Origin of the sequence: Burkholderia sp. MSMB1459WGS, from assembly GCF_001534535.1 — a bacterium.
GTDB lineage: Bacteria > Pseudomonadota > Gammaproteobacteria > Burkholderiales > Burkholderiaceae > Burkholderia.
In genome coordinates this window covers 1-25826 of the sequence record NZ_LPMU01000044.1, presented here as the reverse complement: position 1 = coordinate 25826, position 25826 = coordinate 1, and the positions used below count along the sequence as shown (strand labels likewise).

The window sequence follows — 25826 nt, the reverse complement described above, 5'->3', positions numbered from 1 at the left end:
CGGGTCCGTCGGGTGCCTGTCGGCCGGCCGGCTGCCTCGCGCGATCGTGTCATGCGGGGGACGCTTCGAACGCCCCGGTGCGGGCGGCGGGCACTCGCGCCGGCCGTTCGTCGGAACGGCGGCCTGCCCGGCGCGCGACATCGCGGCGTGGCGCGCATTTTACCCCGGGCGGGGCACAGGGCCGAGGAATCGGACGGAACGGGAAACGGAGAAGGCGGCAACCGGAATCGCGGTTCGGGCGGCACGACGGCGGCGAAGATGCGGGCGCGATTCGCGTCGCGCGTGCCGGCCCCGACGCCGCGTCGTCGTGCGCCGGGCAGAACGTGCCTGGAACCGACGCGGGAATGGGCGCCTGCTACCGGTTCGTCAGCCGTTCGCTTTAGCCCCCCCGCATCGTCACCTCCATGCCGGGCAGTTTCACGACGGGCTCGTTCATCAAATCGGTCGACGCTATCGTCGACCCGGACGGCATCCGAAAAAAAGCAGCAGTTGCGCGCGCTTTTCGCGCGGCAGGCCGTCCGCGGTCACATGTCGCAAGCGCGTCAGCAATCGAGCACGAGCGGCTCCGTGGCCCCTTGCGCGGGCCGCGCGACGCACGGCAGCGCGCAGCCAGGTGCGACCGGCGCATCGGGCGTCTGCTCGTAGTCGACCGCGCCCGACAGCACGCGCGTCGCGCACGTGCCGCACGAACCGGCGCGGCATTCGGACGGCACGGCCACGCGCTGCCCTTCCGCGAATTCGAGCAGCGTGCCGTCGGCAGGCGTCCACGCGGCTTCGCGCCCCGTGCGCCGGAACACCACCGGCACGCTTGCCGCCATGGGCGCAGCAGCCGTGCGGGTCGCACTGCGCGAAACGCTCGACGGCCCGAACGCCTCGAAACGGATGCGCTCGTCCGGCACGTTCAGTGCGCGCAGGCCGTCGTACAGGTCGCGCATGAATGCCGACGGCCCGCACAGGTAGAAATCGTAGTCGTCGAACGACAGGACCCGCTTCAGTTGCCCGACGTCGATGCGGCCTGCCCGCGCGGCCGCCCCTTCGTGAGGACGACTGTCGAACCAGTGAAGCGACACGCGCGCATCGGCGGCCGCGATGCGCGCCAGTTCCGCGGCAAACGGCCGGTCGGCCGCTTCGCGTGCGCCGTGCACGAACACGACGCGGCGCGACGGCGCGTCGTCAGCCAGCGCCCGGCGCAGCATCGCGACCATCGGCGTGATGCCGATGCCGGCCGACACGAGCACGGCCGGGCGCGGGCTCGCGAGATCGAACGCGAAGCGGCCGCGCGGCATCTGCGCGTCGAACGTCATGCCTGCCCGCGCATGATCGTGCAGCCATGCCGATACGCGCCCCTCGCGCTTCACGGTGATCCGGTAATGCGTGCCGCCCGGTGCATCGGACAGCGTGTAACTGCGCATCGACGGCGCGTCGCTGCCCGGCAGCGCGACGCGTAGCGTCAGGTGTTGACCGGCTTCGTACGCAGGCAATGCGCCGCCATCCGCCGGCTCGAAATGGAACGAGCGAATCGCGCGCGCCTCGTCGACGATCTTCGCGATGCGCAGCGGCCGCCATGCGGGCGCCGAGGCCGGCGCGGCCGCGGACGGCGCGGGCGCGGCCGGTGCCGCCGCGCCGCCCGCCGCCGACGCCATCGCCGCGAACTGCGGCGCGCGCTCGACCGCCGACCACCGGAACGGCAGTACCGCGCGCATGCGTCGCACTTCCCGCACATGGAAGCGCACGACGCGTTGCGCACCGTCGAACGACGCGACGACCGGCCCGTCCCACACGATCTCCGCGTGCGCGGCGACATACAGCACGTCGCCGCCGTCGAAATCGACGAACAGCAGCCCCGCGCGCGGATCGTGCTGCAGATTGCCGAGCGTGTTGAAGAACCGGTTGCCGCTGAAATCGGGCGTCGTCAGCGTGCGTGCATCGTCGACGCGCACGAAGCCCGGCATCCCGCCGCGATGCGACACGTCCGCGCCGCGCGCCGCGCCCGCGTCGGGAGACGTGTTCGCGCTCGCGACGAAGAACGTGTCGGCCTGCGCGAGCAGCGCGCGGTCCGCATCGCTCAGCGCGTCCGACACGTCGGGCGCGACGGATGCGTCGACGTCCCGCGCAATGAAGGTCGGCTTGCGGCCCTGGATGTACTTCGCGCAATTGCCGAAGCTCTGCTCGACCGCGATCGTCAATGCATCGCCGTCCGCCGCGCGCACGACGCCGTTCACGCGATTGCGCCGCCGCGTATCGAATTCGATCCCGAGCCCGCCGAGCGGCGCGCCCGCCCGCCACGCGCCGGCCAGCGGGTCGCCCGGCAGCGCGCGCGCCGCGATGCGCAGCGTGCGGGCGTCCGGCGACGTGACGAAACCCGGTGCGCCGACCCGCAGCGTCGCCCATGGCTGGCCCTGCGCATCGACGCCGCCGAGCACGAAGAACGGCAGTTGCGCGAAAAAGGTCCGGTGCTGGTCCGGCATGAATCGCCGGATGCCGCGCCGGCCGGCCGCGCCCGCCGCGTCCGTCACGCCCGCGCGCTGCTGCACGGCAAGCTCGCCCGCGTGAAACGGCGTGACCTCGAGTTCCCAGCCCGGTACGACGGCGCTCGGCGTATTCATTGCGTTCTCCTGAACAGGCACGGTGGCCGCGAGCGTCAAGCGGCGAGCAGGCCCGCGCGCGTCGTCGGCATCGCGACGAAGCCCGGCAACGCCTCGATACGCGCCAGCCACGCGCGCACGTGCGGATACGGTTCGAGCGACACGCCGCCTTCCGGTGCGTGCGCGATGTACGTGTACGCGGCGATGTCCGCGATCGTCGGCTGCGCGCCGGCCGCGAACGGCTTGCCGGCCAGCTCGCGATCGATCACGTCGAGCACCTTCGCGGCCGTGCGCTTGGCCGCTTCCGGGTCGAGCTGCGCGCCGAACACGGTCACGAGCCGCGCGGCGGCCGGCCCCGACGCGATCGGGCCGGCCGCGTACGACAGCCAGCGCTGCACGACGGCCGCGCCGACCGGATCGTCGGGCAGCCAGTGCGCGTCGCCGTAGCGCTTCGCGAGGTACACGAGGATAGCGTTCGAATCGGCGATCACGGTGCCGCCGTCGTCGATCACCGGCACCTGCCCGAGCGGATTGAGCGCGAGAAACGCCGGTTCGCGCTGCGCGCCGGCCGCGAGATCGACGTCGATGGTCGTGGACGGCAGCCCGAGCAGCGACAGGAACAACCGGACACGGTGCGCGTGCCCGGACAACAGGAACGAATAAACGCGGATCGGCGAAGCAGGCTTGCTGGCGGCAGACATGGAAACACTCCGGAATCTCGCGCCGCCGGGGATCGGCGACGAACGGCCCCAGCGTAGCGCTCGCGGTTCGTCGCCAGAAGACGGATAATTGCTGAAACATTATCCGCTTCCATAGGACAATCGACGATGGCCGATTTGCGCGACGTGAACCTGAACCGGCTGGCGATCTTCGTCGCGGTGGTCGATGCCGGCTCGCTGACGGCCGCGGCCGAGCGGCTCGGCCTCGCGAAGACGGTCGTCAGCACGCACATGCAGCGCCTCGAATCCGAGGTCGGCGCGAACCTGCTGGTGCGCACGACGCGGCGGCTGAGCGTGACCGATGCCGGGCGCGTGTTCTACGACGCGTGCCGCGACATCGTGCGCGCCGCCGAAGCCGCGCTCGACGCGGTGTCGTCCGACGCCGGGCCGCTGCGCGGCACGCTGCGCGTGAGCGTGCCGATCGACTATGGCGCGCTGGTCGTCGCGCCGGCCGTCGTCGCGCTGCGCGACCGGCATCCGGCGCTCGCCGTCGAACTCGTCGCGAACGACCGCGTCGTCGATCTCGTCGCGGACAACCTCGACGTCGCGATCCGCATCGGCCGCCTCGCCGATTCGAACCATCGCGCGGTGCAGCTCGGCACCTACGAGAAATGGCTGGTCGCGAGCCCGGCGTTCGTTGCCCGCCACGGGCTGCCGCGCGATCCGGATGCGCTCGCCGCGCTGCCGTTCGTGATGTTGTCGTCGCTGCCGCGTCCGCATACGCTCGACCTCGACGACGCGCGCGGCGGTCACGCGTCGGTGCGCTGCGTCGCGCCGGTGGTGTCGAACACCGCGACCGCGTGCCGCGCGATCGTGCTCGCGGGCGGCGGCTTCGGGCTGCTGACGGATTTCTCGACCGCGGACGACGTCGCGGCCGGCCGGCTCGTGCGGCTGCTGCCAGGTTGGCGCACGGCGCCGGCCGGGATTCATGCGGTGTATCCGTCCACGCGGCTGCCGTCGCCGAAGGTGCGGGCGTTCATCGATGCGATGAAGGCGCGGCTCGGGCAAACGCCGGTCGCGCCGCCCGCGCGTGCGCCGCGACCGAAGCGCGCGGAGGACTGAGCGGTTAGCCGTCCGTCACATGAATTTCAGGTAGCACTGTTTCTTGGCGACCTCCTCGCGCTTGAATCCTTTATCGCTCATGCACGAAGCAAACTCGTCCGGAAACGGATTCAGATTGAAGATCCTGTCCTGGATGCTGGCGGGGATACCCTGGTCCAGTTGGGCTTGCGCTTCCGCGCAGGTCGCCTTCGCGAAGGAGAGCGTGACGGGTTCCCCGCTGATGCGATTGCGGATTTTTTCATACGCCCCGTCCTTGCAGGCCGCCACTGTGTCCTTCAGGTGCTGTGTATAGAGGGCATCGCGGCAGACGTCGCCTGCCCGGTCCGCATCCCTGAACAGCGCCGCGACCGTTTGCGATTTCCACTCGGTTTCGTAGCGCGTGGTTTCGCTCAACGGCCAGCAGCCGCAGCCCGTCAGCATCAGGACGGAAACAACCGCTCCCGCCGACGTCGCGCGGCGCCACCATCGGTTCCGTACTTGCATGAGTTCCTTGTTATTGATCGACAACCATCCCGTATCGCGGGCGACCGGCCCCAGTCCCGCGCACCTATCCCGCCGCCCCCAACGTCCCCAGCAACACCTTCCTGCAACTCGCGATCATCTGCGCCTCCGGATCGCGATAGCCGGTGAGCAGCCATGCGGCGCCGACGTTCGTCATCGCGCCCACCAGCGCAAGCCCGATCAGCCGCTGCTCGGTGCGCTCCGCCGGCGTCACGGCTTCGCGCGGCACGCCGATCGCCATGATCAGCTTGCCGAAGTCGATCAGCATGCGCTGATACGTCATGTCGGTATCCGCACTCACGCCCATCACCTCGAGCAGCAGCACGCGCGCCGCGCACGGGTCGCGCAGGAACGCGAAGAACGCGGCGAGCCCCGCGTCGACGCGCTCGCGCAGATCGCCGCCGCGCGCGGCGACCGCCTGCGCGACCGCGTCATGCAACTGCTGCGCGTGATGCCGATAGGTGCAGCGCAACAGATCCTCGGTGCTGTCGAATGCCGCATAGAAATAGCGATCGTTCAGCTTCGCTTCCTGGCAGATCGACCGCACGGTCGCCTTGCGAAACCCCACCGTGCCGAACACGCGCGTCGCCGCGCGGATCAACGCATCGCGCCGCTCGGCGGCCCGTACCTCGGGCGCCACGCCGCCATACGACCGGCCTCTTTTTTCCGTTTCGAGTGCTTTCTCCATTCCGCTATTTGACATCAGGACACCCGAAAACTAAAGTGGTGACGACCAACACCACAATAGACGCGCCGCCGATGCAGCGCAAGCGGAACGGGAGGAACGACGGATGAAGGGGTTTTCCGGCAAGGTCGCCGCGATCACGGGCGCCGGTTCGGGCATGGGCCGCAGCCTCGCGATCGAGCTCGCGCGGCGCGGCTGCGAGGTCGCGCTCGCCGACGTCGACGAAGCCGGGCTCGCCGGCACGGCGGCCGCGTGCGCGTGGCACGGCGTGCGCGTGAGCACGCGCCGGGTCGACGTCGCCGACCGCGACGCGGTGTTCGCGTGGGCCGATTTCGTTCGCGCCGAGCACGGCAAGGTCAATCTGATCTTCAACAACGCGGGCGTCTCGCTGGCCGCCAGCGCCGAAACCGCCCGCCTCGCCGATCTCGAATGGATCGTCGGCATCAATTTCTGGGGTGTCGTGCACGGCACGCAGGCGTTCCTGCCGCATCTGCGCGCGTCGGGCGACGGGCACGTCGTCAACACCTCGAGCCTGTTCGGGCTCGTCGCGATGCCGACGCAAAGCGCGTACAACGCAACCAAGTTCGCGGTGCGCGGCTTCACCGAGGCGCTGCGGATGGAACTCGAACTCGACGGCGCGCCGGTGAGCGCGACCTGCGTGCATCCGGGCGGCGTCGCGACGAGGATCGTCGACGCGGGCCGCGTCGATGCCAGCATCCGCGCACTGACGGGGCAGGACGAAGCGACCCATCGCCGCCAGGCCAACCGCCTGATCAACGCGACGACGGCCGACGAGGCGGCGCGGCAGATCCTCGCGGGCGTCGAACGCAATGCGCGCCGCGTGCTGGTCGGCGCCGACGCGCGCCGCCTCGACCGGATCGCGCGGCTGCTCGGCGCCGGTTACCAGTGGCTGATGCTGCGCCACGTGCGTCGCGCCCGCGCACGCAATCTTCGCCCGAAGGAAGCCTCCGCGGGAGAACGCGCCTACGCGCCGGCCGCGCGCCCCACCACACCGACGAAGGACCCCGCATGAGCTCGACGACGACCGACCGGCGCGCCGCGCCGCCCGCTCCCGACGCCCGCCGCGACCGGAGTGACGGCAACGACCTCGACGTGCTGATCGTCGGCGCCGGCCTGTCCGGCATCGGCGCCGCCTATCACCTGAAGCAGCGCTGCCCGCATGCGAGCGTGGCGATCGTCGAGGCGCGCGACGCGATCGGCGGCACCTGGGACCTGTTCCGCTATCCGGGCGTTCGTTCGGATTCCGACATGTTCACGCTCGGCTACAGCTTCCGCCCGTGGCACAGCGACAAGGCGATCTCCGACGGGCAGACGATCCTCGATTACATTCGCGACACCGCGCGCACGTATGGCATCGACGAGACGATCCGCTACGGCCAGAAGGTCGTCGCGGCCGACTGGGATTCGACCCGCGCGCGCTGGACGGTGCGCATCGAGCGCACGCGGGACGGCGCAACGGACACGCTCGTCCATACCTGCCGCTTCCTGTTCATGTGCAGCGGCTACTACGACTACGACGCCGGCTACCTGCCCGACTGGGCAGGCATGGACACGTTCGAGGGCACGCTCGTGCATCCGCAGCACTGGCCGAAGGATCTGTCGTACGCGAACCGGCGCGTGGTCGTGATCGGCAGCGGCGCGACGGCCGTCACGCTCGTGCCGTCGATGGCGGCCGATGCGCGGCACGTGACGATGCTGCAGCGCTCGCCGACCTACATCGTGTCGCTGCCCGCGCGCGACAGGATCGCGAACGCGCTGCGCCGCGTGCTGCCGTCGCGGCTCGCGCACCGGCTCGTGCGCGTGAAGAACGTCCTGCTGACGATGTACCTGTACAACGTGTCGCGCCGCAAGCCCGACCGGACGAAACGGTTCATCATCCGCGCGGCGAGCAAGCAGCTCGGCCCCGACTTCGACGTCGCGAAGCACCTGACGCCGCGCTACATGCCGTGGGATCAGCGCGTGTGCCTCGTGCCGAACGGCGACCTGTTCAAGGCGATTCGCGCGGGCCGAGCATCGATCGTCACCGACGAGATCGAGCGCTTCACGCCGACCGGCCTCGAGCTGAAGAGCGGCCAGCAGCTCGACGCGGACGTGATCGTCACCGCGACCGGGCTGAAGGTGAAGATGCTCGGCGGTGCGCGGATCACGGTCGACGGCCGCACGGTCGATTTGTCGGAGACGGTGTCGTACAAGGGGATGATGTACAGCGACGTGCCGAACCTCGCGTCGTCGTTCGGCTACACGAATGCGTCGTGGACGCTGAAGGCCGAGCTGATCGCGCGCTACGTGTGCCGGCTGCTCAATCACATGCGCGCGAACGGGTACGACACGTGCGTGCCGCGGCTCGGCGCAGGCGATCTCGGCGACGTGCCGGCCGTCAACCTGAGCTCGGGTTACATCCAGCGTGCGGCCGGCATCCTGCCGAAGCAGGGGCACCGCAAGCCGTGGAAATTCCACCAGAACTACGTGCTCGATCTCGCGTCGCTGAAGTTCAGCCCGCTCGCCGATTCCGCGATGCATTTCGAACGCCGCGCCCAAACCGGCCAGGCAGCCGCCGCGCCGGCTGCCGAACCCGCACTCGAAACCCGCTGAGGCCGACATGACCCCTACGCTCCATCTGATCCAGAACGTGCTGCTCGGCGTCGTCGCGGTGCTTGCCGCGCTCGCGCTGTTTACCGGTTACGTGGCCCGTCGCGTGACGCGCGCGTTTCCGCCCGAAGGCCGCTTCGTCGACATCGACGGCGACCGCATCCACTACGTCGAATACGGCAACGGCCCGCCAATCGTGTTCGTCCACGGGCTGGCGGGGCAATGGCGCAATTTCGCGTACCTGCCGCTCACGCGGCTCGCGCAGCGGCATCGCGTGATCCTGATCGACCGGCCGGGCGCCGGCCGCTCGCTGCGCGGCGCGGCCTCGCAGGCGAACGTGTTCGCGCAGGCTCGCACGGTCGCCGCGTTCATCGACGCGCTGAAGCTCGACAAGCCGGTGCTGGTCGGCCACTCGCTCGGCGGCGCGATCGCGCTCGCGGTCGGCCTCAATCATGCGGACCGCGTGAGCCGGCTCGCGCTGATCGCGCCGCTGTCGCACGAGCAGACCGAGCCGCCTGCACCGTTCAAGCCGCTGATGCTGCCGTCGCCGCTCGTGCGCCGTTTCGTGTCGTGGACCTTCGCGATCCCGCTGACGATCCTGACGGGTCGCAACGCCGTTCGTCAGGTGTTCGCGCCGGAGGACGTGCCGCGCGACTTCCCGGTCAAGGGCGGCGGCCTGCTCGGGATGCGCCCGCACGTGTTCTACGCGACGGCGACGGACCTGCTGTCGGCGCCCGTCGACCTGCCCGCGATGGAGCGTCGCTATGCGGAGCTCGCGCTGCCGGTCGACGTGCTGTACGGCCGCGCCGATCCGATCCTGAACTGGCGCGCGCACGGCGAAGCGCTCGCGAGGAAATCGGCGCGCGTGCGGCTGAAGGTCGTGGAGGGCGGGCATATGCTGCCGGTCACGCTTCCCGACGCGACGGCCGACTGGCTGCTCGAAGTGGCCGCCGCGTCGGTCGATGCCGCCGCGCAGCCAGTACGCATCGCGTAGATCGCGGCAACGAAGCGGGCCGGATTCCGTGCCGGGCAGTCGGAGCCGGCGCCGCGACGGAATCAGGCTTCGTCGTCGGGTATCGACAACCCGAGATCCGAGAGCACCTCGCGCGCGCTGCGGAACGCCTCGACCGCGGCCGGCGCGCCGGCGTACAGCGCGCTGTGCAGCAATACCTCGCGGATCTCGACGAGGCTCGCGCCGTTGTTGAGCGCACCGCGAATATGCCCCTTCAGCTCCGTGCCGCGGCCGAGCGCCGCCAGCATCGCGCACGTGCACAGGCTGCGCGTCTTCAGGTCGATCCCGCCCCGCTGCCACGTGCTGCCCCACGCATGTTCGTTCAGCCAGTCCTGCAGCGGACGCGAAAATCCGTCGAGGTCGCGCATCGCGCGCTCGACGAACGCCTCGCCCATCACGTCGATCCGCCGCGCCTTGCCGTATTCCCTGTCCTGTTCGCTCATGTCCGTGTCCTGGTTGGAGTCGGGGCCGCTGCGGCGTCGCCGGCAGCCGGGAGATGTCCTGCCATGTTCGTGCGCGCGGCGGGGTTTCGTCAAAGACGCGGCGCTCGGTTCGCGGCCGCTCGCGTCACGGACGGCCCGAACGCTACGTAACATCCGGCCGCGCGTTACGGCGCCTTACGGGAACATCGCAGCCGCGACGTTTGCGCACCGCGCGTGCCTGTCGCGCGAAACCGTCATTCCTCCGTTTAAATCGCATCGATATTCCCGATTCTCGCAACAAATCGCGACACCATTTCGCGAAGCCTGTCATGGCGCGGAATTTGCAGTGAAGACCTCGACACACTTCCAATGTCGAGGCCAACATGCACACTCTTTTCAAGAAGACGACGGTAACGATGGCCGTCTCGTCACTGCTCGCGCTGTACGGCTGCGGCTCGGTCGACGGACCGACGACCCCGCCGACGATCAAGCCGAGCACGTCCGGGACGAGCGGCACGTCGGGGACTTCCGGCACGTCGGGCGGCGGTTCGTCAGGGACGTCGGGTGGCGGTAGCTCGGGGTCGTCGGGGACTTCTGGTACGTCGGGGACTTCCGGTACTTCGGGGACTTCCGGTACTTCGGGCACTTCCGGTACCTCGGGCACTTCCGGTACCTCGGGCACGTCCGGTACTTCGGGTACTTCCGGTACCTCGGGCACTTCCGGTACTTCGGGTACGTCCGGTACCTCGGGTACGTCCGGTACCTCGGGCACTTCCGGTACTTCGGGTACGTCCGGTACCTCGGGTACGTCCGGTACCTCGGGCACGTCCGGTACTTCGGGCACGTCCGGTACTTCGGGCACGTCCGGTACTTCGGGCACGTCCGGTACTTCGGGTACTTCCGGTACCTCGGGCACTTCGGGTACGTCAGGCACTTCCGGCACCTCGGGCACCTCCGGTACGTCAGGCACGTCCGGCACCTCAGGTACTTCCGGTACCTCGGGTACTTCCGGGACCTCGGGTACGTCCGGTACCTCGGGTACGTCCGGTACCTCGGGTACGTCCGGTACCTCGGGTACGTCCGGTACCTCGGGTACGTCCGGTACCTCGGGTACGTCCGGTACCTCGGGTACGTCCGGTACCTCGGGTACGTCCGGTACCTCGGGTACGTCCGGTACGTCGGGCACTTCCGGTACATCGGGCACTTCCGGTACGTCGGGCACTTCCGGTACGTCGGGCACTTCCGGTACCTCGGGCACCTCGGGTACGTCGGGCACCTCGGGTACGTCCGGCACCTCAGGTACTTCCGGCACCTCCGGCACCTCCGGTACTTCCGGCACCTCGGGCACCTCCGGTACGTCAGGCACCTCCGGCACCGGCGTCACCCCCCTCGGCAACGTCCTGCAGAAATCCGGCAATCTCGTGACGGCGCTCGGCACGACGGTCGTGAACGGCGGCGCTCAGATCGGCGGCGTGCAGATTCCCGGCACGAACCCGACGACGGCCACCAGCATCGGCAACGCGGTCGGCAGCCTCGGCAACGGCGTGCAATCGCTCGGCAACGGCGTCGCGGCCGGCCTCGGTTCGATCGGCGTGTCGGCGAACCCGCTCGGACCGACGCTGACGTCGACCACCGGCCTGCTGACCGGCGCCGGCGGTGCGGTCAACAACCTCGGCAATGCGGTGACGAGCCTCGGCACCGGCCCGCTGTCGCCGCTCGCGCCGGCGACGACCCTGGTCGGCAGTCTCGTCAACACGGTCGGCACCGCGGTCAATTCGACGGCATCGGCGCTGAACACGGCGCTGAACAGCTCGCCGGTCCAGCAGCTCGAAACGCAGCTCGGCAAGGTGATCAACCCGATCACGAATACGCTGACCGGCGGCGTCACGACGCCGGGCGTCACGCAGACGCTCGGTGGCGTGACGCTGCTCGGCACGCCGCTCAACGGCCTGCTGAGCACGCTCGGCAACGGCATCGCGCTCGCCGGCACGAAGGTCGGCGGCGCGACCGACAACCCGGTCGGCACGAGCCTCGGCGGCGCGCTGGGGCAACTCGGCAACACGGTGACGGCGACGGGCGGCCTCGTCAACGCCGGCAACGCGGGCAGTTCCAGCAGCGGCACGGGCGGCAACAATCCGCTCGCCCCGATCACGGGCCTGCTCGGCACGTTGACGGGCGGCCTCGGCGGCGGCAGCTCGAGCGGTTCGGGCGGCACCAGCGGAACGAGCGGCACCAGCGGCGGCCCGCTCGCGCCGATCACCGGCCTGCTCGGGACGGTGACGGGCGCGCTCGGCGGCATCGGTTCGAGCGGCACCAGCGGCACGGGCGGGACGAGCGGGACCGGCGGCACCAGCGGCACCGGTGGCACCAGTGGCGCAGGCCTCGGCGGCCTGCTGGCGCCGGTCACCAATCTCGTCAACGCGCTGACGCCGCTCGGCGCGAGCCTCACCGGCACCGTCACGACGCCGGGCGGCAACCTGTCCGGCACGCTCGGCGGGGTGCTGACGAGCGGCCCGGTCGGCACGCTCACGGGTGCGCTGGGAACGCCGACCGGTTCGGCCGGCGCCACCGGCACGGTCGGCTCCGGCGGCGCAGCCGGCACCGTGACGACGCCGGGCGGCAGCGGCTCCGTGGTGACCGGCCTGACCGGCAGCACGAGCGGCGGCGCCGCCGCCGGCACCGGCAACCTGCTGTCGCCGGTGACCAACCTGCTCGGCGGTCTGCTGGGCGGCGGCACCAAGAAGTAAGCGTCAACGCATCACGTATCAGAACGACAGGCCAATGGCCGGGCGCGCATCCATAAACAGCCCGGCCGACGGCCGGCGTCACCCGCCCAGCGGGGGCGCCGGCCCTCATCCCCACGAGGATCCGATCATGAACTCCACGCTCGACGGCGTCGTCGCTGCTCCGGACCACCCACCCCGCTCCGCCACGCCGTTGCGTGCCGGCCTCCTCGGCATCACGGCCGGACTCTTCGCGCTGTGGATCACGCGCGACCACCCGGCCCTCGACGCGGCCACCCGCGCGGTCATCGCGAGCCTCGCGATCATCGGCACGATCGCGCTGCACGAACTCTTCGTCTCGCGCGTCTACCTGCGTCCGAGCGCGGGGCTGTCGCGGCAGGCCGTCCGGCCGCTCGGCATCGCGCGCGTGGCGACGCGGCTCGGCGCGCTCGCGTCGGTCTACGCGGGCATCGGCGCGATCTACTGGCTGCTGCCCGAATACCACGGCGCGTTCTACCTGCCGTTCTGGTCGCTGCTGCGCTCGCTCGCGCCGTACGTGATCGTCGCCGCGCCGTTCTACTTCGCGTGGATGGACCGCCACCAGCGCGAGACCGACGACGCGTACCTGCTGTGGGGCCGCTTCCTGTTCCGCCGCGAGCAGCCCGCGAGCTGGAAGCCGGTGCGCGAGATGCTGGCCGGCTGGGGCGTGAAGGCGTTCTTCCTGCCGCTGATGACCGTCTACCTGTCGAAGGACGCCGATCACCTGAGCGCGTCGCTCGCGAACGCGATGCATGCGCCGATGACGATCGCGACCTTCGTGTTCATGTATGACCTTTCGTTCACGATGGACCTGATGTTCGGCACCGTCGGCTACCTGTGCACGTTCCGCATCCTCGACAGCCACGTGCGCACCGTCGAGCCGACGACGCTCGGCTGGGTGGCCGCGCTGATCTGCTATCAGCCGTTCTGGTCGCTGATCTCGAACAACTACATCCGCTACGAAGGCTCGGTGTTCTGGGACAACTGGCTACTGTCGGCGCCGACGCTGCGCGTGATCTGGGGCGCGACGATCATCCTGCTGCTGCTGACCTACGCGCTGTGCACGATCTCGTTCGGGCTGCGGTTCTCGAACCTCACCAACCGCGGGATCATCACGTCGGGCCCGTACCGCTTCACGAAGCATCCGGCCTACATCACGAAGAACCTGTCGTACTGGATGGTATCGGTGCCGTTCGTCGAGCCGCTCGGCTGGCAGATCGGGCTCATGCACTGTGCGGGGCTCGTCGCGGTCAACCTGATCTACTACACGCGTGCGAAGACGGAAGAGCGTCACCTGATGCGCGATCCCGACTATCGCGCGTATGCCGAATGGATCGCACGCCACGGGCTGTTCGCGCGGATCAGGCAGGCGTTCGGCGCGCGGCAGGCGGTGTGACGGGGCGAACGGGAGCGGCGTCCATGCCGCTCCCGTCCCTCGCATGGGCGTCGGCCTGCCTGTCGCGGGCTTCGCACCCGCAACGACACTTTTCCACGCATGCCCTCCAGCGCTCGACGATGCGCTTTCGCGTATAACTCCCGAACGTGTCGGCACGCCCCATGCGGCCAATTGTCGCGAAACGCCGCGATTCTCCGCTTTTCGTCGCCTTTCTCCGTCAGTCCGATTGCCCGACTCCGATGCGTCGCGTATGGTGCTGGCCGTCCGCGCACGATCCGTCGCCGGACACCCGACCGTCGTCCCGCACGACGGCCGTGCGGGCCGTGCCCGCCGCTCACCGTCTCCGCGACGCCACCTGGCGCCGCGCATTCATGAGGAAAGAGGCGTGATCCACAAAGTCCTGATCCTGTTCGCACTCTGCATCGCGGGCCTCGCCGCGATCGCCGCCGGTTTCCAGCACATCCCCAGCTGATTCGCGGCCCCGGCTCGCTTCGCCGAGCCCTGGGGCCGCACCCGCTTCCGTTCCCTTTTGCGATGAACCTCTTTCCCGAACCGCCCGGGACGGGCGGCTTTTGCCATGCGTATCGACGTACAGCATTCCCAGCACGACATCGACGACGAACTCGACACCCTTTATGAACGTCTCCACCAGCCGGGCCATCGCCTGCACGGGCTGCCGGCCGTCGCACTCGGCCGCTCGGGCCTGATCGTCCGCCACCGCGAAGCGGACGGCGAATACTTCCTGTATGTCGAGGATCTGGCCGCGCGCCAGCTCGCCGGCTATACGGTGTTCAACCGCCTGCCCGAACTGCCGCGCCGCGCCGACCGCTACCTGCGCGCGCCGCATACGCGGCTGCGCGGCTCGGCGCAACGCAAGGGCCTTGCGACGACGCTGTATCGCTGGGGGCTCGATGCGGGCCTGTGCCTGATCAGCGGCGCGCGCCAGTCGGTCGGCGCCGCGCAGCTGTGGACGGCGCTCGCGCAGGATTACCGGCATGGCTTCGTCGATGTCGAAGGCCGCGCGCTGCGCTATCTCGGCGAAACCGTTGCCGACGACGTGCACGGTGCGCTGCATACGCGGCGGCTGTTGCTCGGGCGCGGGTGGGGAATCGGCGAATTCGCGCAGGCGGCCGGGATGGCCGGCGTGGCATCCGGCACGATGCGATGGCCGGTACCGTCGGACCCGCGCGGCCATGCAGGCGCCTGATCAGGACAATGGTCGTCACGATTTGCCAGCGACACGCGCCGCACGTACCGGAAGACGATCGCCCCGACGACCGTGCAGCCGTCGCGGCCAGCCATCGTGCATGGTCGCGTGAGTGCGTTACTGATTTGCGCGTTGAAGCGCCCGGCGACCGCGTTCGAGAATCTGCCAATCCTGCTCGGCCGCCGATCGTTCGCCGGGGAACCTGCGCGCATATTGCAAAAGCAGGTCGGCCCAGCGCGCATCCTGCTCGATCGCATCGAGATTTCGCTGCTGCTCCGGCATTCTCGATTGCAACAGGACAGCAGCAGCAAGTTGGCTGCCGACAAATTCCGCCGTCGTGGCCATTCCCCAGTTTCGTTTCGGCCCGCAAAATGCGAACGACGCCGCAAGACGCTCGGATTTGACGAACGCATCCTGGTTTACCTGTTGCTGAATCATCCGGGTCGCTTCTGCGATCTCCATTTTCAAATGTGCCGGATCGCAGACCGGTTGGTTCGCGGAAGCCGCGATCCTGTCGAGCGCAGTCTGCACGTTTCGATCGTCGGATGGGCGCGCGACATCGTCATACGTGGACGAACGACCGGCACACGCGCTGGTCAGCGCGGTGGCCGCAACGAGGATCAGAGCATTCCAGCGCTTCATGAGCGAATCATTCCGCAAAAAGATTTTCGGGCCGACGAAAAGCAGACCGTGATTGTAGTGCGTGCGATCGGAGCGGCCGGCGAGCGCGCGCACGGTGCGATAATGCGTCCGCCCCCACGTATCGCATTCCCGGACCCTCGCCGATGGCCATCGCTCCCCGCCGCCACATCGACATCGTCGCGCTGTGCGGCAGCCTGCGTGCGCAGTCGTACAACGCGGCACTCCTCGACGCAGCCGCGCTCGTCGCCCCGCCCGGTATGCGCATCGCACGCTTCGATCGTCTCGGCGAATTCCCGCTGTTCAATCCCGATGCCGAATATCCGACGCCCGCCGCGGTGCGCGATCTGATCGACCGCCTGAACGCGGCCGACGGCGTGCTGATCGCCAGCCCGGAATACGCGCACGGCGTAACCGGCGTGATGAAGAACGCGCTGGACTGGGTCGTGGGATGCGAGGCCGTCGTGTACAAGTCCGTGGCCGTGTTGAACGCGTCGCCGCGCGCGACGCATGCGGATGCGGCGCTGCGCGAAACGCTGTCGGTGATGTCGGCGCGCATCGTCGAGCCCGCGTCGATCGCGCTGCCGATCCTCGGGAGCCGGCTCGACGCGGCGGGCATCGCCGCGCATCCGCCGTTCGCGTCGGCGCTCGTCGGCGCATTGCACGCGCTGCGCACGGCGATCGACGACACGAGCGCCGGCCGGTAGGCGATCCGCACGCCGAACGCGTGCGGCGTGGCGTTATCGCGCCTTCGCGCGCGTCGTCTTCTTCGCGGGCCGGGCCGCTTTCGCGCGCGGTGCTTCCTTCTCGGGCTGCGCGCCGCCGCCGACGAGATCCTCGAGCCATGCGAGCGCATCGACGTACGACAGGAACTGCTGCAGGTAGTCCGGCGACAGCTCGCGCATCGTCGCGAGCGAGCGGTGCACGAGGCTGTTCGAATTGAGCGGCCCCGCGTTGCGCGGCACCTGGTCGAGCGACTGGCGGTATTGCTGTTCCGTGCGGACTTTCGACCACGTCGCGCGGAAGTAGTCGACGAGTTCGGGATCGAGCCCGCGCCGGTCGGCCTGCGCATCGCGCACGAGCCCTTCGACGAGCGCGGCAAGCGCGCCGCGCGCGGGCGCCTCCGCAGCGGCTTCCCCCGTCTCGCGCGGGGTGCCGGCGTCATTGCCGCGCGCGACGATCTCCGCGAACCCTTCGATCAGCGTCGCCAGCCGCGCATCGACCAGCGTGCGGGCAGCGCCGTCGAGCACGGCCGCGCGCCGTTCGAGCGCGTCGATCCGGTGAAAGCGCACGGGATCGAGCCGGTCGGCGCCCTGCTCGCGCCACGCGTCGAGCGTCGCGCGCACGTGCGTCGCTTCGCCCGTCACTTTGCCTTTCCTCCGTTCGACGCCGACTTGCGCGGCACCGGCGCGATTTCCACGCGACGGTTCTTCGCGCGGCCTTCGTCGTCTGCATTGGAGCTGACCGGCTGTTCGGAACCGAACGCGGCCGCGAACACCGACGAGGCCGGCACGCCGGCATCGATCAGCGCGCGCGTGACCGTCAACGCGCGTTTGGCCGACAGTTCCCAGTTGTCCGCGAACAGGCGGTTGCCGGCGTGCACCTGCTGGTCGTCCGCGAAGCCGCTGACCATCAGGATCTCGTCGCGCGTCTTCAGGTACGTGGCCAGCGGGCTGGCCAGCGTCTTCAGCAGGTCGCGGCCCGCGGGCTGCAACTGGTCGGAGTTCAGCGCGAACAGCACGTTGCCGCTGATGCCGATGCGTCCGTTCACGAGCGTCACGCGGCCGGCCGCGAGCGGCCCGGCGAGGGCCTGTTCGAGCGACTTGCGCTGCTGCGCCTCGAGCTGGCGTGCACGCATCGCTTCCTCGAGCTTCGCCGTGAGCTGAAGCTGCATGCCGATCACGCCGACGAGGATCAGCACGAACGCGCCGAGCAGCACCGACATCAGATCGGCGAACGCGGGCCACACCGGCGCCGATTGCGCGCCGCCGTCGATTTCGTCGTGCATGCGTTACGCTCCGACGGGCGCCCGCCGTCCGGCGAGCTGCTGCAGGTCTTCGACGATCTGCTTCTGCGACATCACGCTCAGGTCGATCACCTCGCGCGCCTGCGCGACGTAGTACTCGAGCTGTTCGTCGCTGCGCGCGAGCGATTTCTCGAGCGCGGCCTCGATGCGCTGCAGATGGGTCAGCAACTTGTCGTTCGATTCGCCGAACACCTGCACGGCCATCCCGAATGCGTCGCCGAGGCTCGCCACCTCGACGGCGCCGGCCGTGACCTGTGCGGCCACCGAATCGAGCTTGCGCGTTTCGGCGTCGACGGTGTCGTTGAAGCGCGCGCCGACGCGATCGAGCAGATCGGCCGACGTGCTGACGAGCGCGTCGATCGCGGCGCGTTGTTCGGTCGACGCGTGGTTGACCGCGCCGAGCAGCGTCTCCAGCGTCGCGAGCAGGCGGCTGCGTTCCTCGAGCGTCGCGGTGTCGCGCACCATGCTGTCGGACAGGCGCTGGCGCAGCTCGGCGACGACGTCGGCCGCGGCCTTCGGCGCCTCCGACGCGGCCTGCACGAGGCGCGAGATTTCGTTGATCGTGTCGCTCGCGTGAACCTGCGCCTGCGCAGTGATGTCGTTCGCGGTGCGGGCCAGCGTGTCGCAAATGTCCTGCTGGCGCGCCGCGGCCTGCGCGCTCGTCTGCGCCCATTCGTCGCGCAGCGCGGCCGCCATCGCCGCGAGCGAATCGCTCCAGGCAGCGAGGCGCTCTTCGTCGCGTGCGGCCAGTTGCGATTGCAGGCCAGCGTGCGATTCGCGAATCGTCGCCAGCAGATCGTTCGAGCGCTGCTCGAACGTCGACGCCTGCGCGGCGAGATCGCGTGTCGTTTGCGCGAGTGCGTCGCAGATTTCCTGCTGACGGCCCGCACTGTGCACGCCCGCACGCTGCCATTCTTCGCCAAGCTTCGCGGCCATCGCGGCCAGCGAATCGTTCCAGGCGGACAGACGCTCTTCATCGCGCGCAGCCAGTTGCGATTGCAGGCCGGTGTGCGACTCGCGGACCGTCGTCAGCAGATCGTTCGAGCGTTGTTCGAACGTCGATGCCTGTGCGGCCAGGTCGCGCGTCGTTTGCGCGAGTGCATCGCAGATTTCCTGCTGACGGCCCGCGCTGTGCACGCCCGCACGCTGCCATTCTTCGCCGAGCTTCGCGGCCATCGCCGCGAGCGAATCGTTCCACGCCGACAGACGTTCCTCATCGCGCGCAGCCAGTTGCGATTGCAGACCGGTATGCGATTCGCGAATCGTCGTCAGCAGATCGTTCGAGCGTTGTTCGAACGTCGATGCCTGCGCGGCGAGGTCGCGCGTCGTTTGCGCGAGAGCGTCGCAGATTTCCTGCTGACGGCCCGCGCTGTGCACGCCCGCACGCTGCCATTCGTCGCCCAGCTTCGCGGCCATCGCGGCGAGCGAATCATTCCATGCCGACAGACGTGCTTCGTCGCGCGCCGCCAGTTGCGTCTGCAAACCCGCGTGCGACTCGCGCATCGCGGCGAGCGTCGCGGCCGAATGGCGTTCGAACGTCGCGGCGGCTTCGCCCAGCGCGCGCGCATGCTGGCCGGCCAGCGTCTCGCCGGCCTGCTCCTGGCGCGACAGCGCCTCGCGCCATGCGTCCGACAGGCGGCCTTCGGTCGATTCGAGGCGCGTCGCGACGCCGTCGAGCAAATCCGACGAACGCTGCGCGAACGTGTCGGCGAACTGACCGAGCGTCGTCTCCAACCGCTGCGCGACGGCATCGCTCGCGCGGCGCTGTTCGTCGAGCGCGCGGTTCCATACGGCCGTCACGTTGCCGGCGGTCTTCTCGAAGCCGTCCGTCAGCCCGTCGAGCTGACGCTGCACCGCGCCCGTCACGGTGTCGCGCAGCGCGGCCATCTCCTGCGCGAGCCCCGTCATCGTCGCGGCGACGACCGGCTGCAGCGCCGCACCGGCCACGCGCGCGCTTTCGGCGGCGCTTTCCTTCAGCGCGTCGCCGACGTTCGACGCAAGGCCCGCGTACGCGCGCTCGGTCCGCTCGAAAAACGCCCGCTGACTTTCGAGCTGGCGATCGTGCAGCGCGACGCTGCGCGCCTCGAGCGTCGTCATCATCGTCTGCAGCCGGTCGACCAGCGCCGGCATCACATCGGCCTGGCGCTGCAGCAGCCGGAACGATTCGTCGCGCTGATGCGCGGACGAATGCACGCGCAACGTCGTCGCGATCTTCGCGTCGAGCTGCTGCGCCGCCTCGATCCGCTCGCGGCGCACGAGCGCGGACAACAGCCCGAGCATCGCAGACGTGGCCACACCGGCGATCGACGTGCCGAACGCGAACCCGAGCCCCTTCACCGGCGCGATCAGCGACGCGCGGATCGCATCGAGATCGGTCGCGCTCTCGAGCGCGGCGCCCGTACCCTTCAGCGTGACGACCATCCCGAGCAGCGTGCCGAGCATGCCGAGCAGCACCAGCAGGCCGACGAGATAAGGCGTGAGCGCCGGGCCCGGCAGGGCGACGCGCGCGCCTTCGACCCGTGCGCGCACCGCGCCGCGCAGGCCCGGATGCAACGTATCGAGCCACGTGTCGAGCTTCGCGGGCGGGGCGGTCAGGCCGGCGACCGCGTGCGACAGCGTGGCGGTCGCCTGCCGGTAGCGCAGCAGCTCCCATGCGCCGGCGACGTAGCACGCGCCGATCAGCAGCGTGACGGCCGACGCCAGCGGGTTCGACGCGACATAGCCGGCGCCGATCCAGCCCACTGCGAGCAGACCGGCGACGAAGACAACGAGATCAAGGCGAATTCTGGACATAGCGTGTTGATTAGCAGGTGCGAAGGGCCGCGAGCAGCCCGTCTACCGTTTGAAACCGGACTTCGAGTTCGGCTAGCAGGATGCTTTGCATCTCGTCGCGAAACGTATCGAGCCAAGTGCCGGGCACGATCGCCGCGACGGTCGCGGTGTCGGCCGCCGTGCCTTCTGCGGCGTCGGGCGTATCGGAACCGGCGGCCGTCGCGGCCGCGGATTCGGCGTCGGCCAGCGCCTGCCGTTCCGCTTCGCGCAGCCGCGCGAAGCGCGTGCCGAGCAGCGCGGGCACGGCCGACAACAGGCTGCGCTCGCGCGCGCCGAGCACGCGCTCCATGATCGTGTCGAGCGTCGCGAGCCGCGCCATCCCCGACGAGCGCGCGGCGAGCGCGACCCGCAGGCGGCCGCGCAACTGGCCGATCGCCGTTTCCATGTCCTGCTGCAGGGTCAGATAACGCTGGCGGAAGTCCGCGAAATCGGCCGTGTCGGCGGCCGGCGGCGGCGGGTCGCCCGGCCGCCGCCGCGCACGCGGCCGGTGGCCGGCCGTGATCGCCTGCGCGAGGTCGTGGCGCACGCGCGCGCAGTCGCGCTCCGCGTCGTAGCCGCGCACGCCGGCCGCGACGCCCGGCGGGCTCGCGTTCAGCGCGGACGACAGCGTGATCGCGTCGGTCCAGCCGAGCCACTGGCTCAGCCGGTCGGACAACGTTTGCCGGGATTCCGCGACGTCGGCATCGGCCAGGCGCGCGAGCAGCCGGACGAGCGTCGGACCGCTCAACGCCGGGCGCGGAGATGCTTGCACCATGCTGCAAACCGTCAAAAAAGGCAGCAGTTTACACGTCGTCGGGCAGTCGACCGCCAGAATCGGGAAAGCAGCGCGGTTCGGCGCGCCGTGCGCCCCGCGCCAACGCCCGTCGCGCAAGGCTCGGCGGGCGGCGGCAACGGGCGGGAGACAGGCTCGGCGGCGGCCGGTGGGCGGCCGCGCCATCGGGACGCCACGCGTTCGCGACACGCCGACGCGGCTCGGGCGAGTGGCCCGGGCGGCCCGGGCGATTCCCGCCGCTAACCGGCGACGGCCATGGCCGGCCGCTGCCATGCGCTGATGAAGCAGCGCTCAGATCCCCGCTTTCGGTGCATTCAGGATCAGCCGCAGCCCGAGCAGCGCGATCGCGCCGGCCGCGATGCGGTCGACCCATTTCTTCGCACGCAGGTAGAGTTCACGCGGCCGACGCGTCGAGAAGCACAGCGCAACGAGCGTGTACCAGCCGAATTCGACCGCGAACACGAGCGGCGGCAGCGCGAGGTAACACCACAACGGCGGATGCTGCGGAAGCAGCGCCGCGAAGATGCTGCCGTACCAGATCGCCGTCTTCGGGTTGCTGAGCTGGGTCGTGAGGCCGGTCCAGAACGACTTGCGCGCGCTGCCGCCGGCCATCGCCCGCGGATCGTCCATCGCGATCGGCCGATCGGCGCCGCGCCAGATCTTCGACGCCATGTAGATCAGGTAAACGCCGCCCGCGACCTTGAGGCCCACATACAGCCACTCGACGGCCTGCAGCAGCGTGTAGAGCCCGGCCAGCGCGACGCCGCCGAACACGATGCCGCCGATGCCCATGCCGAGCGCGGTGGCGAGCCCGTCGCGACGCGACAGCCCGATCGAATTGCGGGCCACCAGCACGAAGCTCGGGCCCGGAATCATCGCGCCGAGAAACAGCGCAGCCAGGATGGCGAGTACGGCAGCCGATGCGGTCATCGACGTCTCCTTGGTCAGCGACGCCGCTGCGCCGGCGCCTGCGTGTCGTTTCCGACGGTGGGGCCGTCGATTCTGGCACGCTTCGCGCGTGGCCGGAAGCGGCTGTGCGCTGCTATGCTGGCCCTCTTTCCCGTCATTCCGCGCCGCCCATGATCGAGACCCGCGTCGCCCGCCATCCCGACGATGCCGCCGCCGTCGAAGCGATCTTTCGCGCGTACGTCGCGCGGCCGACGGTCGACCTCCGATTCGACGACGACGCGCCCGGCAATCCGGCGCCCGGCGCCGCGTTTCCCGGGCGCGATTCGTAACGCCGCGCGACCGCCCCCTTTTCCCCTTTCAACGGACCGCCCGCCATGCGCGCTCTTCGCCTTTCTGCCCTGCTGCTCCCGCTCCTCGCCGCACTTTCGCTCGGCACCCGCGCCGGCGGCCTGCCGAAGTCGATCGCCGCGCAACTGCCGCCCGGCTACCAGCCGGTGCTCGCGCAAGCCGGCCCCGATCTCGACACCGGGCGGCACAGCTTTCTCGTCGTCGTGCATCGCGCGGTCGATACGCGCGAGCAGCCGTCGCCGCGCCCGCTGCTGATCTACGAGGAAGAGGCCGACCACACCTACCGGCTCGCCACACGCAACGACCAGGTCGTGCTGCGCGCGAACGAAGGCGGCCAGTGCGATCCGTTCGATCCTGAAGACGCGGCCGACAACGGCCTTTCGGTGAAGGGCCGCTATTTCACCGTGCAGAATGTCGTCGCGTGCGGGCAGCACTGGACCGACTACGTCACGTTCCGCTACGACCCGCGCACGCATGGCTGGCTGTTTTCGAGCCAGATCGTCACCGAATCGTTTCCGCTCGACGACAAGCCCGACCACGTCACCGTCACGCGCGCCGACGCGCACCGTCCGGTGCCGTTCGGGCAATGGAAACGCAAGGACTAGCCTCCCGGTACGCGCCCACGCCGCGGCGGCGCCGATTTTCAATCCGGCGCGTCGCCCGCGCGTCGCTCGCGACACCCGGCCAACGGGTCTACCATAGGCGCTCGTCGCCCATGGGCGATCGCCGGCACGGCATGCGGCTTGCGCCTGCCCCTTTCCTCGTTGCCCCCGCACAGGAGGACGTCATGACGCAACACTTCGATGCGATCGTCATCGGCACCGGCCAGGCCGGGCCGCCGCTCGCCGCGCGGCTCGCCGGCGCCGGCATGAAAGTCGCGATCGTCGAGCGCGGCCGCTTCGGCGGCACCTGCGTGAACACCGGCTGCATCCCGACCAAGACGCTGATCGCGAGCGCGTACGCCGCGCAGCTCGCCCGGCGCGCCGGCGAATACGGCGTGTCGGTCGGCGGCCCCGTCACCGTCGACATGAAAGCGGTTAAGGCCCGCAAGGACCAGATCTCCGGCCGCTCGAACCACGGCGTCGAGCAATGGGTGCGCGGCCTCGACAACACGACCGTCTTTCAGGGTCATGCCCGATTCGAACGCGCGAACGCGGTGCGCGTGGGCGATGAAGTGCTCGAGGCCGGACGCATCTTCATCAACGTCGGCGGACGCGCGCAGGTGCCCGCGATGCCGGGCCTCGACTCGGTGCCGTACCTGACCAACTCGACGATGATGGACGTCGACTTCCTGCCCGACCATCTCGTGATCGTCGGCGGCAGCTACGTCGGGCTCGAATTCGGCCAGATGTACCGCCGCTTCGGCTCGAAGGTCACGATCGTCGAGAAGGGCTCGCGCCTGATCCAGCGCGAGGACGAAGACGTGTCGCAGGCCGTGCGCGAAATCCTCGAGAACGAAGGAATCGACGTGCAGCTCGACGCGAACTGCCTGAGCGCGCGCCGCGACGGCGACGGCATCGTGGTCGGCCTCGACTGCGCGGGCGGCGGCCGCGAGGTCGCGGGCTCGCACCTGCTGCTCGCGGTCGGGCGCGTGCCGAACACCGACGATCTGGGGCTCGACCGCGCAGGCATCGACACCGACGCGCGCGGCTACATCACCGTCGACGACCAGTTGCGCACCAACGTGCCCGGCATCTGGGCGCTCGGCGACTGCAACGGGCGCGGCGCGTTCACGCACACCGCGTACAACGACTACGAGATCGTCGCGGCCAACCTGCTCGACGACGACCCGCGCAGGGTGTCCGACCGCATCGCGGCCTACGCGATGTACATCGATCCGCCGCTCGGCCGCGCCGGCATGACGCTCGCGCAAGCGAAGCAGACGGGCCGCCGGCTGCTGGTCGGCACGCGCCCGATGACGCGCGTCGGCCGGGCGGTCGAGAAAGGCGAAAGCCAGGGCTTCATGAAGGTGATCGTCGACGCGGACAGCCACGCGATCCTCGGCGCGTCGATCCTCGGCGTGACCGGCGACGAAGTCGTGCACGGGATCCTCGACGTGATGACCGCCGGCGCGCCGTACACGACGATCAGCCGTGCGATGCATATCCACCCGACCGTGTCGGAGCTCGTGCCGACGCTGCTGCAGGATCTGCATCCGGTCGAATGACGCACGGCAGGCGGGCGGCCGCGCACCGCGCTGCGGCGGTATGCGAAGATGGCCGCTCGCCACGTCATCCGGAAATGCCATGGACCGCCTGCAAGCGATGCAGATCTACGTACAGATCGTCGAACGCGGCAACTTCACGCAGGCCGCCGACGCGCTGCAACTGCATCGGCCGGCCGTCACGAAAGCCGTGCAGCAGCTCGAACAGGAGCTCGGCGTCCGGCTGCTGAACCGCAGCACGCGCCGCGTCAGCGTGACGGCCGAGGGCGAGGCGTTCCATGCGCGCTGCGTGCAGCTGCTCGGCAGCATCGACGACGCGTTCGCGTCGTTCCCCAGGCAGCGCGCGGTGCCGAAGGGCCGGCTGCGGATCGACATCGCGCTCGCGCTCGCGAAGACGGTCGTGATTCCGGCGCTGCCCGACTTCCAGCAACGCTATCCGCAGATCGAACTCGTGCTCGGCACGAGCGACCAGCCGGCCGACCTGATCGGCGAAGGCATCGACTGCGCGGTGCGGGTCGGGACGCTGAAGGATTCGAGCATGGTGGCGCGCACCGTCGGCGCGGTGCAGATGGCCACGTGCGCGTCGCCGGCCTATATCGCACGCCATGGTTTGCCGCGCACGCTCGACGAGTTGCGTACGCATCGCGCGGTCAACTTCTTCACCGGCCGCAATCGCCGCGTGCTCGAGTGGACGTTCCGCCCGCACGGCGAAACCGTCGCGGTGAAACTCGCGAGCGGCGTGCTCACCGACAACTCGGAAGCGCTGCTGTCGTGCGGGCTCGCCGGCCTCGGCATCGTGCATGCGTTGCGGCCCGCGCTGCAGCCGAGCATCGATTCGGGTCGGTTGATCGAGCTGCTGCCCGGCGTGCCGGCCGTGCCGAAGCCGGTGTCGGTGCTGTACCCGAACCGCGCGCATCTGCCCGACAAGGTGCGCGCGTTCATCGACTGGCTGACCGAACTGTTCGCGCGACGCTATCCGGCATAACACGGGTTCGCGCCGATTGTTATTCGTCGAATAACAATCAATGATCGGGCCGCGCGTTTATCCGGCGCGTGCGCCCGCCTACGATGCTGCTTCATCGACACCCGTTCATCGAAGGAGAATGAAATGAACGCGTCCCACCCACGCACGTGAGGGTAAAGAGGGGTGGATCCTCACGGGCCAACGGCATCGA

At 69.7% G+C, this 25826-nt stretch carries 24 protein-coding genes; 13 read left to right on the top strand and 11 right to left on the bottom strand.

All coding sequences use genetic code 11. The features are described from left to right. Positions 1 to 542: 542 nt before the first annotated feature. Both WT97_RS16835 and WT97_RS16830 read right to left on the bottom strand, forming a co-directional pair. The gene (locus WT97_RS16835; RefSeq protein ID WP_060353868.1) at positions 543 to 2606 is read right to left on the bottom strand and encodes a pyridoxamine 5'-phosphate oxidase family protein; all 2064 of its coding nucleotides are present in this window, start codon (positions 2604 to 2606) and stop codon (positions 543 to 545) included. Between the two features lie 35 nt (positions 2607 to 2641). Continuing rightward, on the bottom strand, positions 2642 to 3286 hold the full coding sequence (locus WT97_RS16830; protein ID WP_059789300.1) for a glutathione S-transferase family protein: 645 nt from the start codon (positions 3284 to 3286) through the stop codon (positions 2642 to 2644). A 126-nt stretch (positions 3287 to 3412) separates the two neighbouring features. Here WT97_RS16830 and WT97_RS16825 point away from each other — a divergent pair, with 126 nt between their 5' ends. After that, positions 3413 to 4366, top strand: coding sequence for a LysR family transcriptional regulator (locus WT97_RS16825; RefSeq protein WP_060353867.1), 954 nt, complete (start codon positions 3413 to 3415; stop codon positions 4364 to 4366). A gap of 15 nt (positions 4367 to 4381) precedes the next feature. Here the strand turns inward: WT97_RS16825 and WT97_RS16820 are convergent, their stop codons facing one another. Both WT97_RS16820 and WT97_RS16815 read right to left on the bottom strand, forming a co-directional pair. Continuing rightward, positions 4382 to 4873, bottom strand: a complete 492-nt coding sequence (locus WT97_RS16820) for a hypothetical protein (RefSeq protein ID WP_257127357.1) — start codon at positions 4871 to 4873, stop codon at positions 4382 to 4384. Between the two features lie 40 nt (positions 4874 to 4913). After that, on the bottom strand, positions 4914 to 5570 hold the full coding sequence (locus WT97_RS16815; protein ID WP_060353866.1) for a TetR/AcrR family transcriptional regulator: 657 nt from the start codon (positions 5568 to 5570) through the stop codon (positions 4914 to 4916). 88 nt (positions 5571 to 5658) lie between these two features. Here WT97_RS16815 and WT97_RS16810 point away from each other — a divergent pair, with 88 nt between their 5' ends. The 3 genes from WT97_RS16810 to WT97_RS16800 are packed head-to-tail and all read left to right on the top strand — an operon-like array spanning position 5659 to position 9156. Next, positions 5659 to 6585: an SDR family oxidoreductase gene (locus WT97_RS16810; RefSeq protein WP_060353865.1), complete on the top strand. Its 927-nt coding sequence runs from the start codon at positions 5659 to 5661 to the stop codon at positions 6583 to 6585. Beyond that, a complete protein-coding gene (locus tag WT97_RS16805) occupies positions 6582 to 8165 on the top strand; it encodes an NAD(P)/FAD-dependent oxidoreductase (protein ID WP_060353864.1) in 1584 nt (527 codons plus the stop codon). The genes WT97_RS16810 and WT97_RS16805 overlap by 4 nt, the downstream gene beginning before the upstream one ends. Positions 8166 to 8172: 7 nt before the next feature. Beyond that, positions 8173 to 9156 carry an alpha/beta fold hydrolase gene (locus WT97_RS16800; protein WP_059504202.1) on the top strand — a complete coding sequence of 328 codons (984 nt, stop codon included), beginning with the start codon at positions 8173 to 8175 and terminating at the stop codon, positions 9154 to 9156. Between the two features lie 62 nt (positions 9157 to 9218). On the opposite strand, the gene WT97_RS16795 is transcribed toward WT97_RS16800, so the two are convergent. Further along, positions 9219 to 9617 (bottom strand): carboxymuconolactone decarboxylase family protein, encoded by a 399-nt coding sequence (locus WT97_RS16795; protein ID WP_027782376.1) that lies wholly within the window; start codon positions 9615 to 9617, stop codon positions 9219 to 9221. Between the two features lie 362 nt (positions 9618 to 9979). On the opposite strand from WT97_RS16795, the gene WT97_RS34915 reads away from it, so the two are divergent. The 4 genes from WT97_RS34915 to WT97_RS16775 all read left to right on the top strand — a co-directional run bounded on the left by WT97_RS34915 (position 9980) and on the right by WT97_RS16775 (position 14961). Continuing rightward, positions 9980 to 12343, top strand: a complete 2364-nt coding sequence (locus WT97_RS34915; protein ID WP_156440268.1) for a collagen-like triple helix repeat-containing protein — start codon at positions 9980 to 9982, stop codon at positions 12341 to 12343. A 127-nt stretch (positions 12344 to 12470) separates the two neighbouring features. After that, complete coding sequence (locus tag WT97_RS16780) at positions 12471 to 13754, top strand: isoprenylcysteine carboxylmethyltransferase family protein (protein ID WP_059504208.1); 1284 nt, start codon at positions 12471 to 12473, stop codon at positions 13752 to 13754. A gap of 250 nt (positions 13755 to 14004) precedes the next feature. Then, positions 14005 to 14226, top strand: a complete 222-nt coding sequence (locus WT97_RS34125; RefSeq protein WP_156440267.1) for a hypothetical protein — start codon at positions 14005 to 14007, stop codon at positions 14224 to 14226. A 105-nt stretch (positions 14227 to 14331) separates the two neighbouring features. Next, a complete protein-coding gene (locus WT97_RS16775; RefSeq protein ID WP_060353861.1) occupies positions 14332 to 14961 on the top strand; it encodes a hypothetical protein in 630 nt (209 codons plus the stop codon). A gap of 117 nt (positions 14962 to 15078) precedes the next feature. Here the strand turns inward: WT97_RS16775 and WT97_RS16770 are convergent, their stop codons facing one another. Continuing rightward, positions 15079 to 15696 carry a hypothetical protein gene (locus WT97_RS16770; RefSeq protein ID WP_059789292.1) on the bottom strand — a complete coding sequence of 206 codons (618 nt, stop codon included), beginning with the start codon at positions 15694 to 15696 and terminating at the stop codon, positions 15079 to 15081. 50 nt (positions 15697 to 15746) lie between these two features. Between WT97_RS16770 and WT97_RS16765 the strand changes: the two genes are divergently transcribed. Further along, the gene (locus WT97_RS16765) at positions 15747 to 16307 is read left to right on the top strand and encodes an NADPH-dependent FMN reductase (RefSeq protein ID WP_060353860.1); all 561 of its coding nucleotides are present in this window, start codon (positions 15747 to 15749) and stop codon (positions 16305 to 16307) included. A gap of 33 nt (positions 16308 to 16340) precedes the next feature. Here the strand turns inward: WT97_RS16765 and WT97_RS16760 are convergent, their stop codons facing one another. The 5 genes from WT97_RS16760 to WT97_RS16740 form a co-directional block, all read right to left on the bottom strand. Further along, positions 16341 to 16967, bottom strand: a complete 627-nt coding sequence (locus WT97_RS16760; RefSeq protein ID WP_060353859.1) for a DUF2894 domain-containing protein — start codon at positions 16965 to 16967, stop codon at positions 16341 to 16343. Continuing rightward, entirely contained in the window at positions 16964 to 17608 is a 645-nt protein-coding gene (locus WT97_RS16755; protein WP_060353858.1) for an OmpA family protein, read from the bottom strand. Before WT97_RS16755 ends, WT97_RS16760 begins: the two co-directional genes overlap by 4 nt. A gap of 3 nt (positions 17609 to 17611) precedes the next feature. Continuing rightward, positions 17612 to 20419, bottom strand: a complete 2808-nt coding sequence (locus tag WT97_RS16750) for a DUF802 domain-containing protein (RefSeq protein ID WP_060353857.1) — start codon at positions 20417 to 20419, stop codon at positions 17612 to 17614. Between the two features lie 10 nt (positions 20420 to 20429). After that, complete coding sequence (locus tag WT97_RS16745; RefSeq protein WP_060353856.1) at positions 20430 to 21212, bottom strand: DUF3348 domain-containing protein; 783 nt, start codon at positions 21210 to 21212, stop codon at positions 20430 to 20432. Positions 21213 to 21521: 309 nt separating this feature from the next. Beyond that, on the bottom strand, positions 21522 to 22160 hold the full coding sequence (locus tag WT97_RS16740) for a LysE family translocator (protein WP_060036459.1): 639 nt from the start codon (positions 22158 to 22160) through the stop codon (positions 21522 to 21524). A gap of 149 nt (positions 22161 to 22309) precedes the next feature. Here WT97_RS16740 and WT97_RS34120 point away from each other — a divergent pair, with 149 nt between their 5' ends. The 4 genes from WT97_RS34120 (at position 22310) to WT97_RS16725 (ending at position 25636) form a co-directional block, all read left to right on the top strand. Then, on the top strand, positions 22310 to 22468 hold the full coding sequence (locus tag WT97_RS34120; protein ID WP_257128500.1) for a hypothetical protein: 159 nt from the start codon (positions 22310 to 22312) through the stop codon (positions 22466 to 22468). Between the two features lie 45 nt (positions 22469 to 22513). After that, positions 22514 to 23092, top strand: a complete 579-nt coding sequence (locus WT97_RS16735) for a hypothetical protein (protein ID WP_060353855.1) — start codon at positions 22514 to 22516, stop codon at positions 23090 to 23092. 182 nt (positions 23093 to 23274) lie between these two features. After that, positions 23275 to 24654 carry an FAD-containing oxidoreductase gene (locus WT97_RS16730; RefSeq protein ID WP_060353854.1) on the top strand — a complete coding sequence of 460 codons (1380 nt, stop codon included), beginning with the start codon at positions 23275 to 23277 and terminating at the stop codon, positions 24652 to 24654. Between the two features lie 79 nt (positions 24655 to 24733). Then, on the top strand, positions 24734 to 25636 hold the full coding sequence (locus WT97_RS16725; protein WP_059789284.1) for a LysR family transcriptional regulator: 903 nt from the start codon (positions 24734 to 24736) through the stop codon (positions 25634 to 25636). Positions 25637 to 25826: the final 190 nt, after the last annotated feature.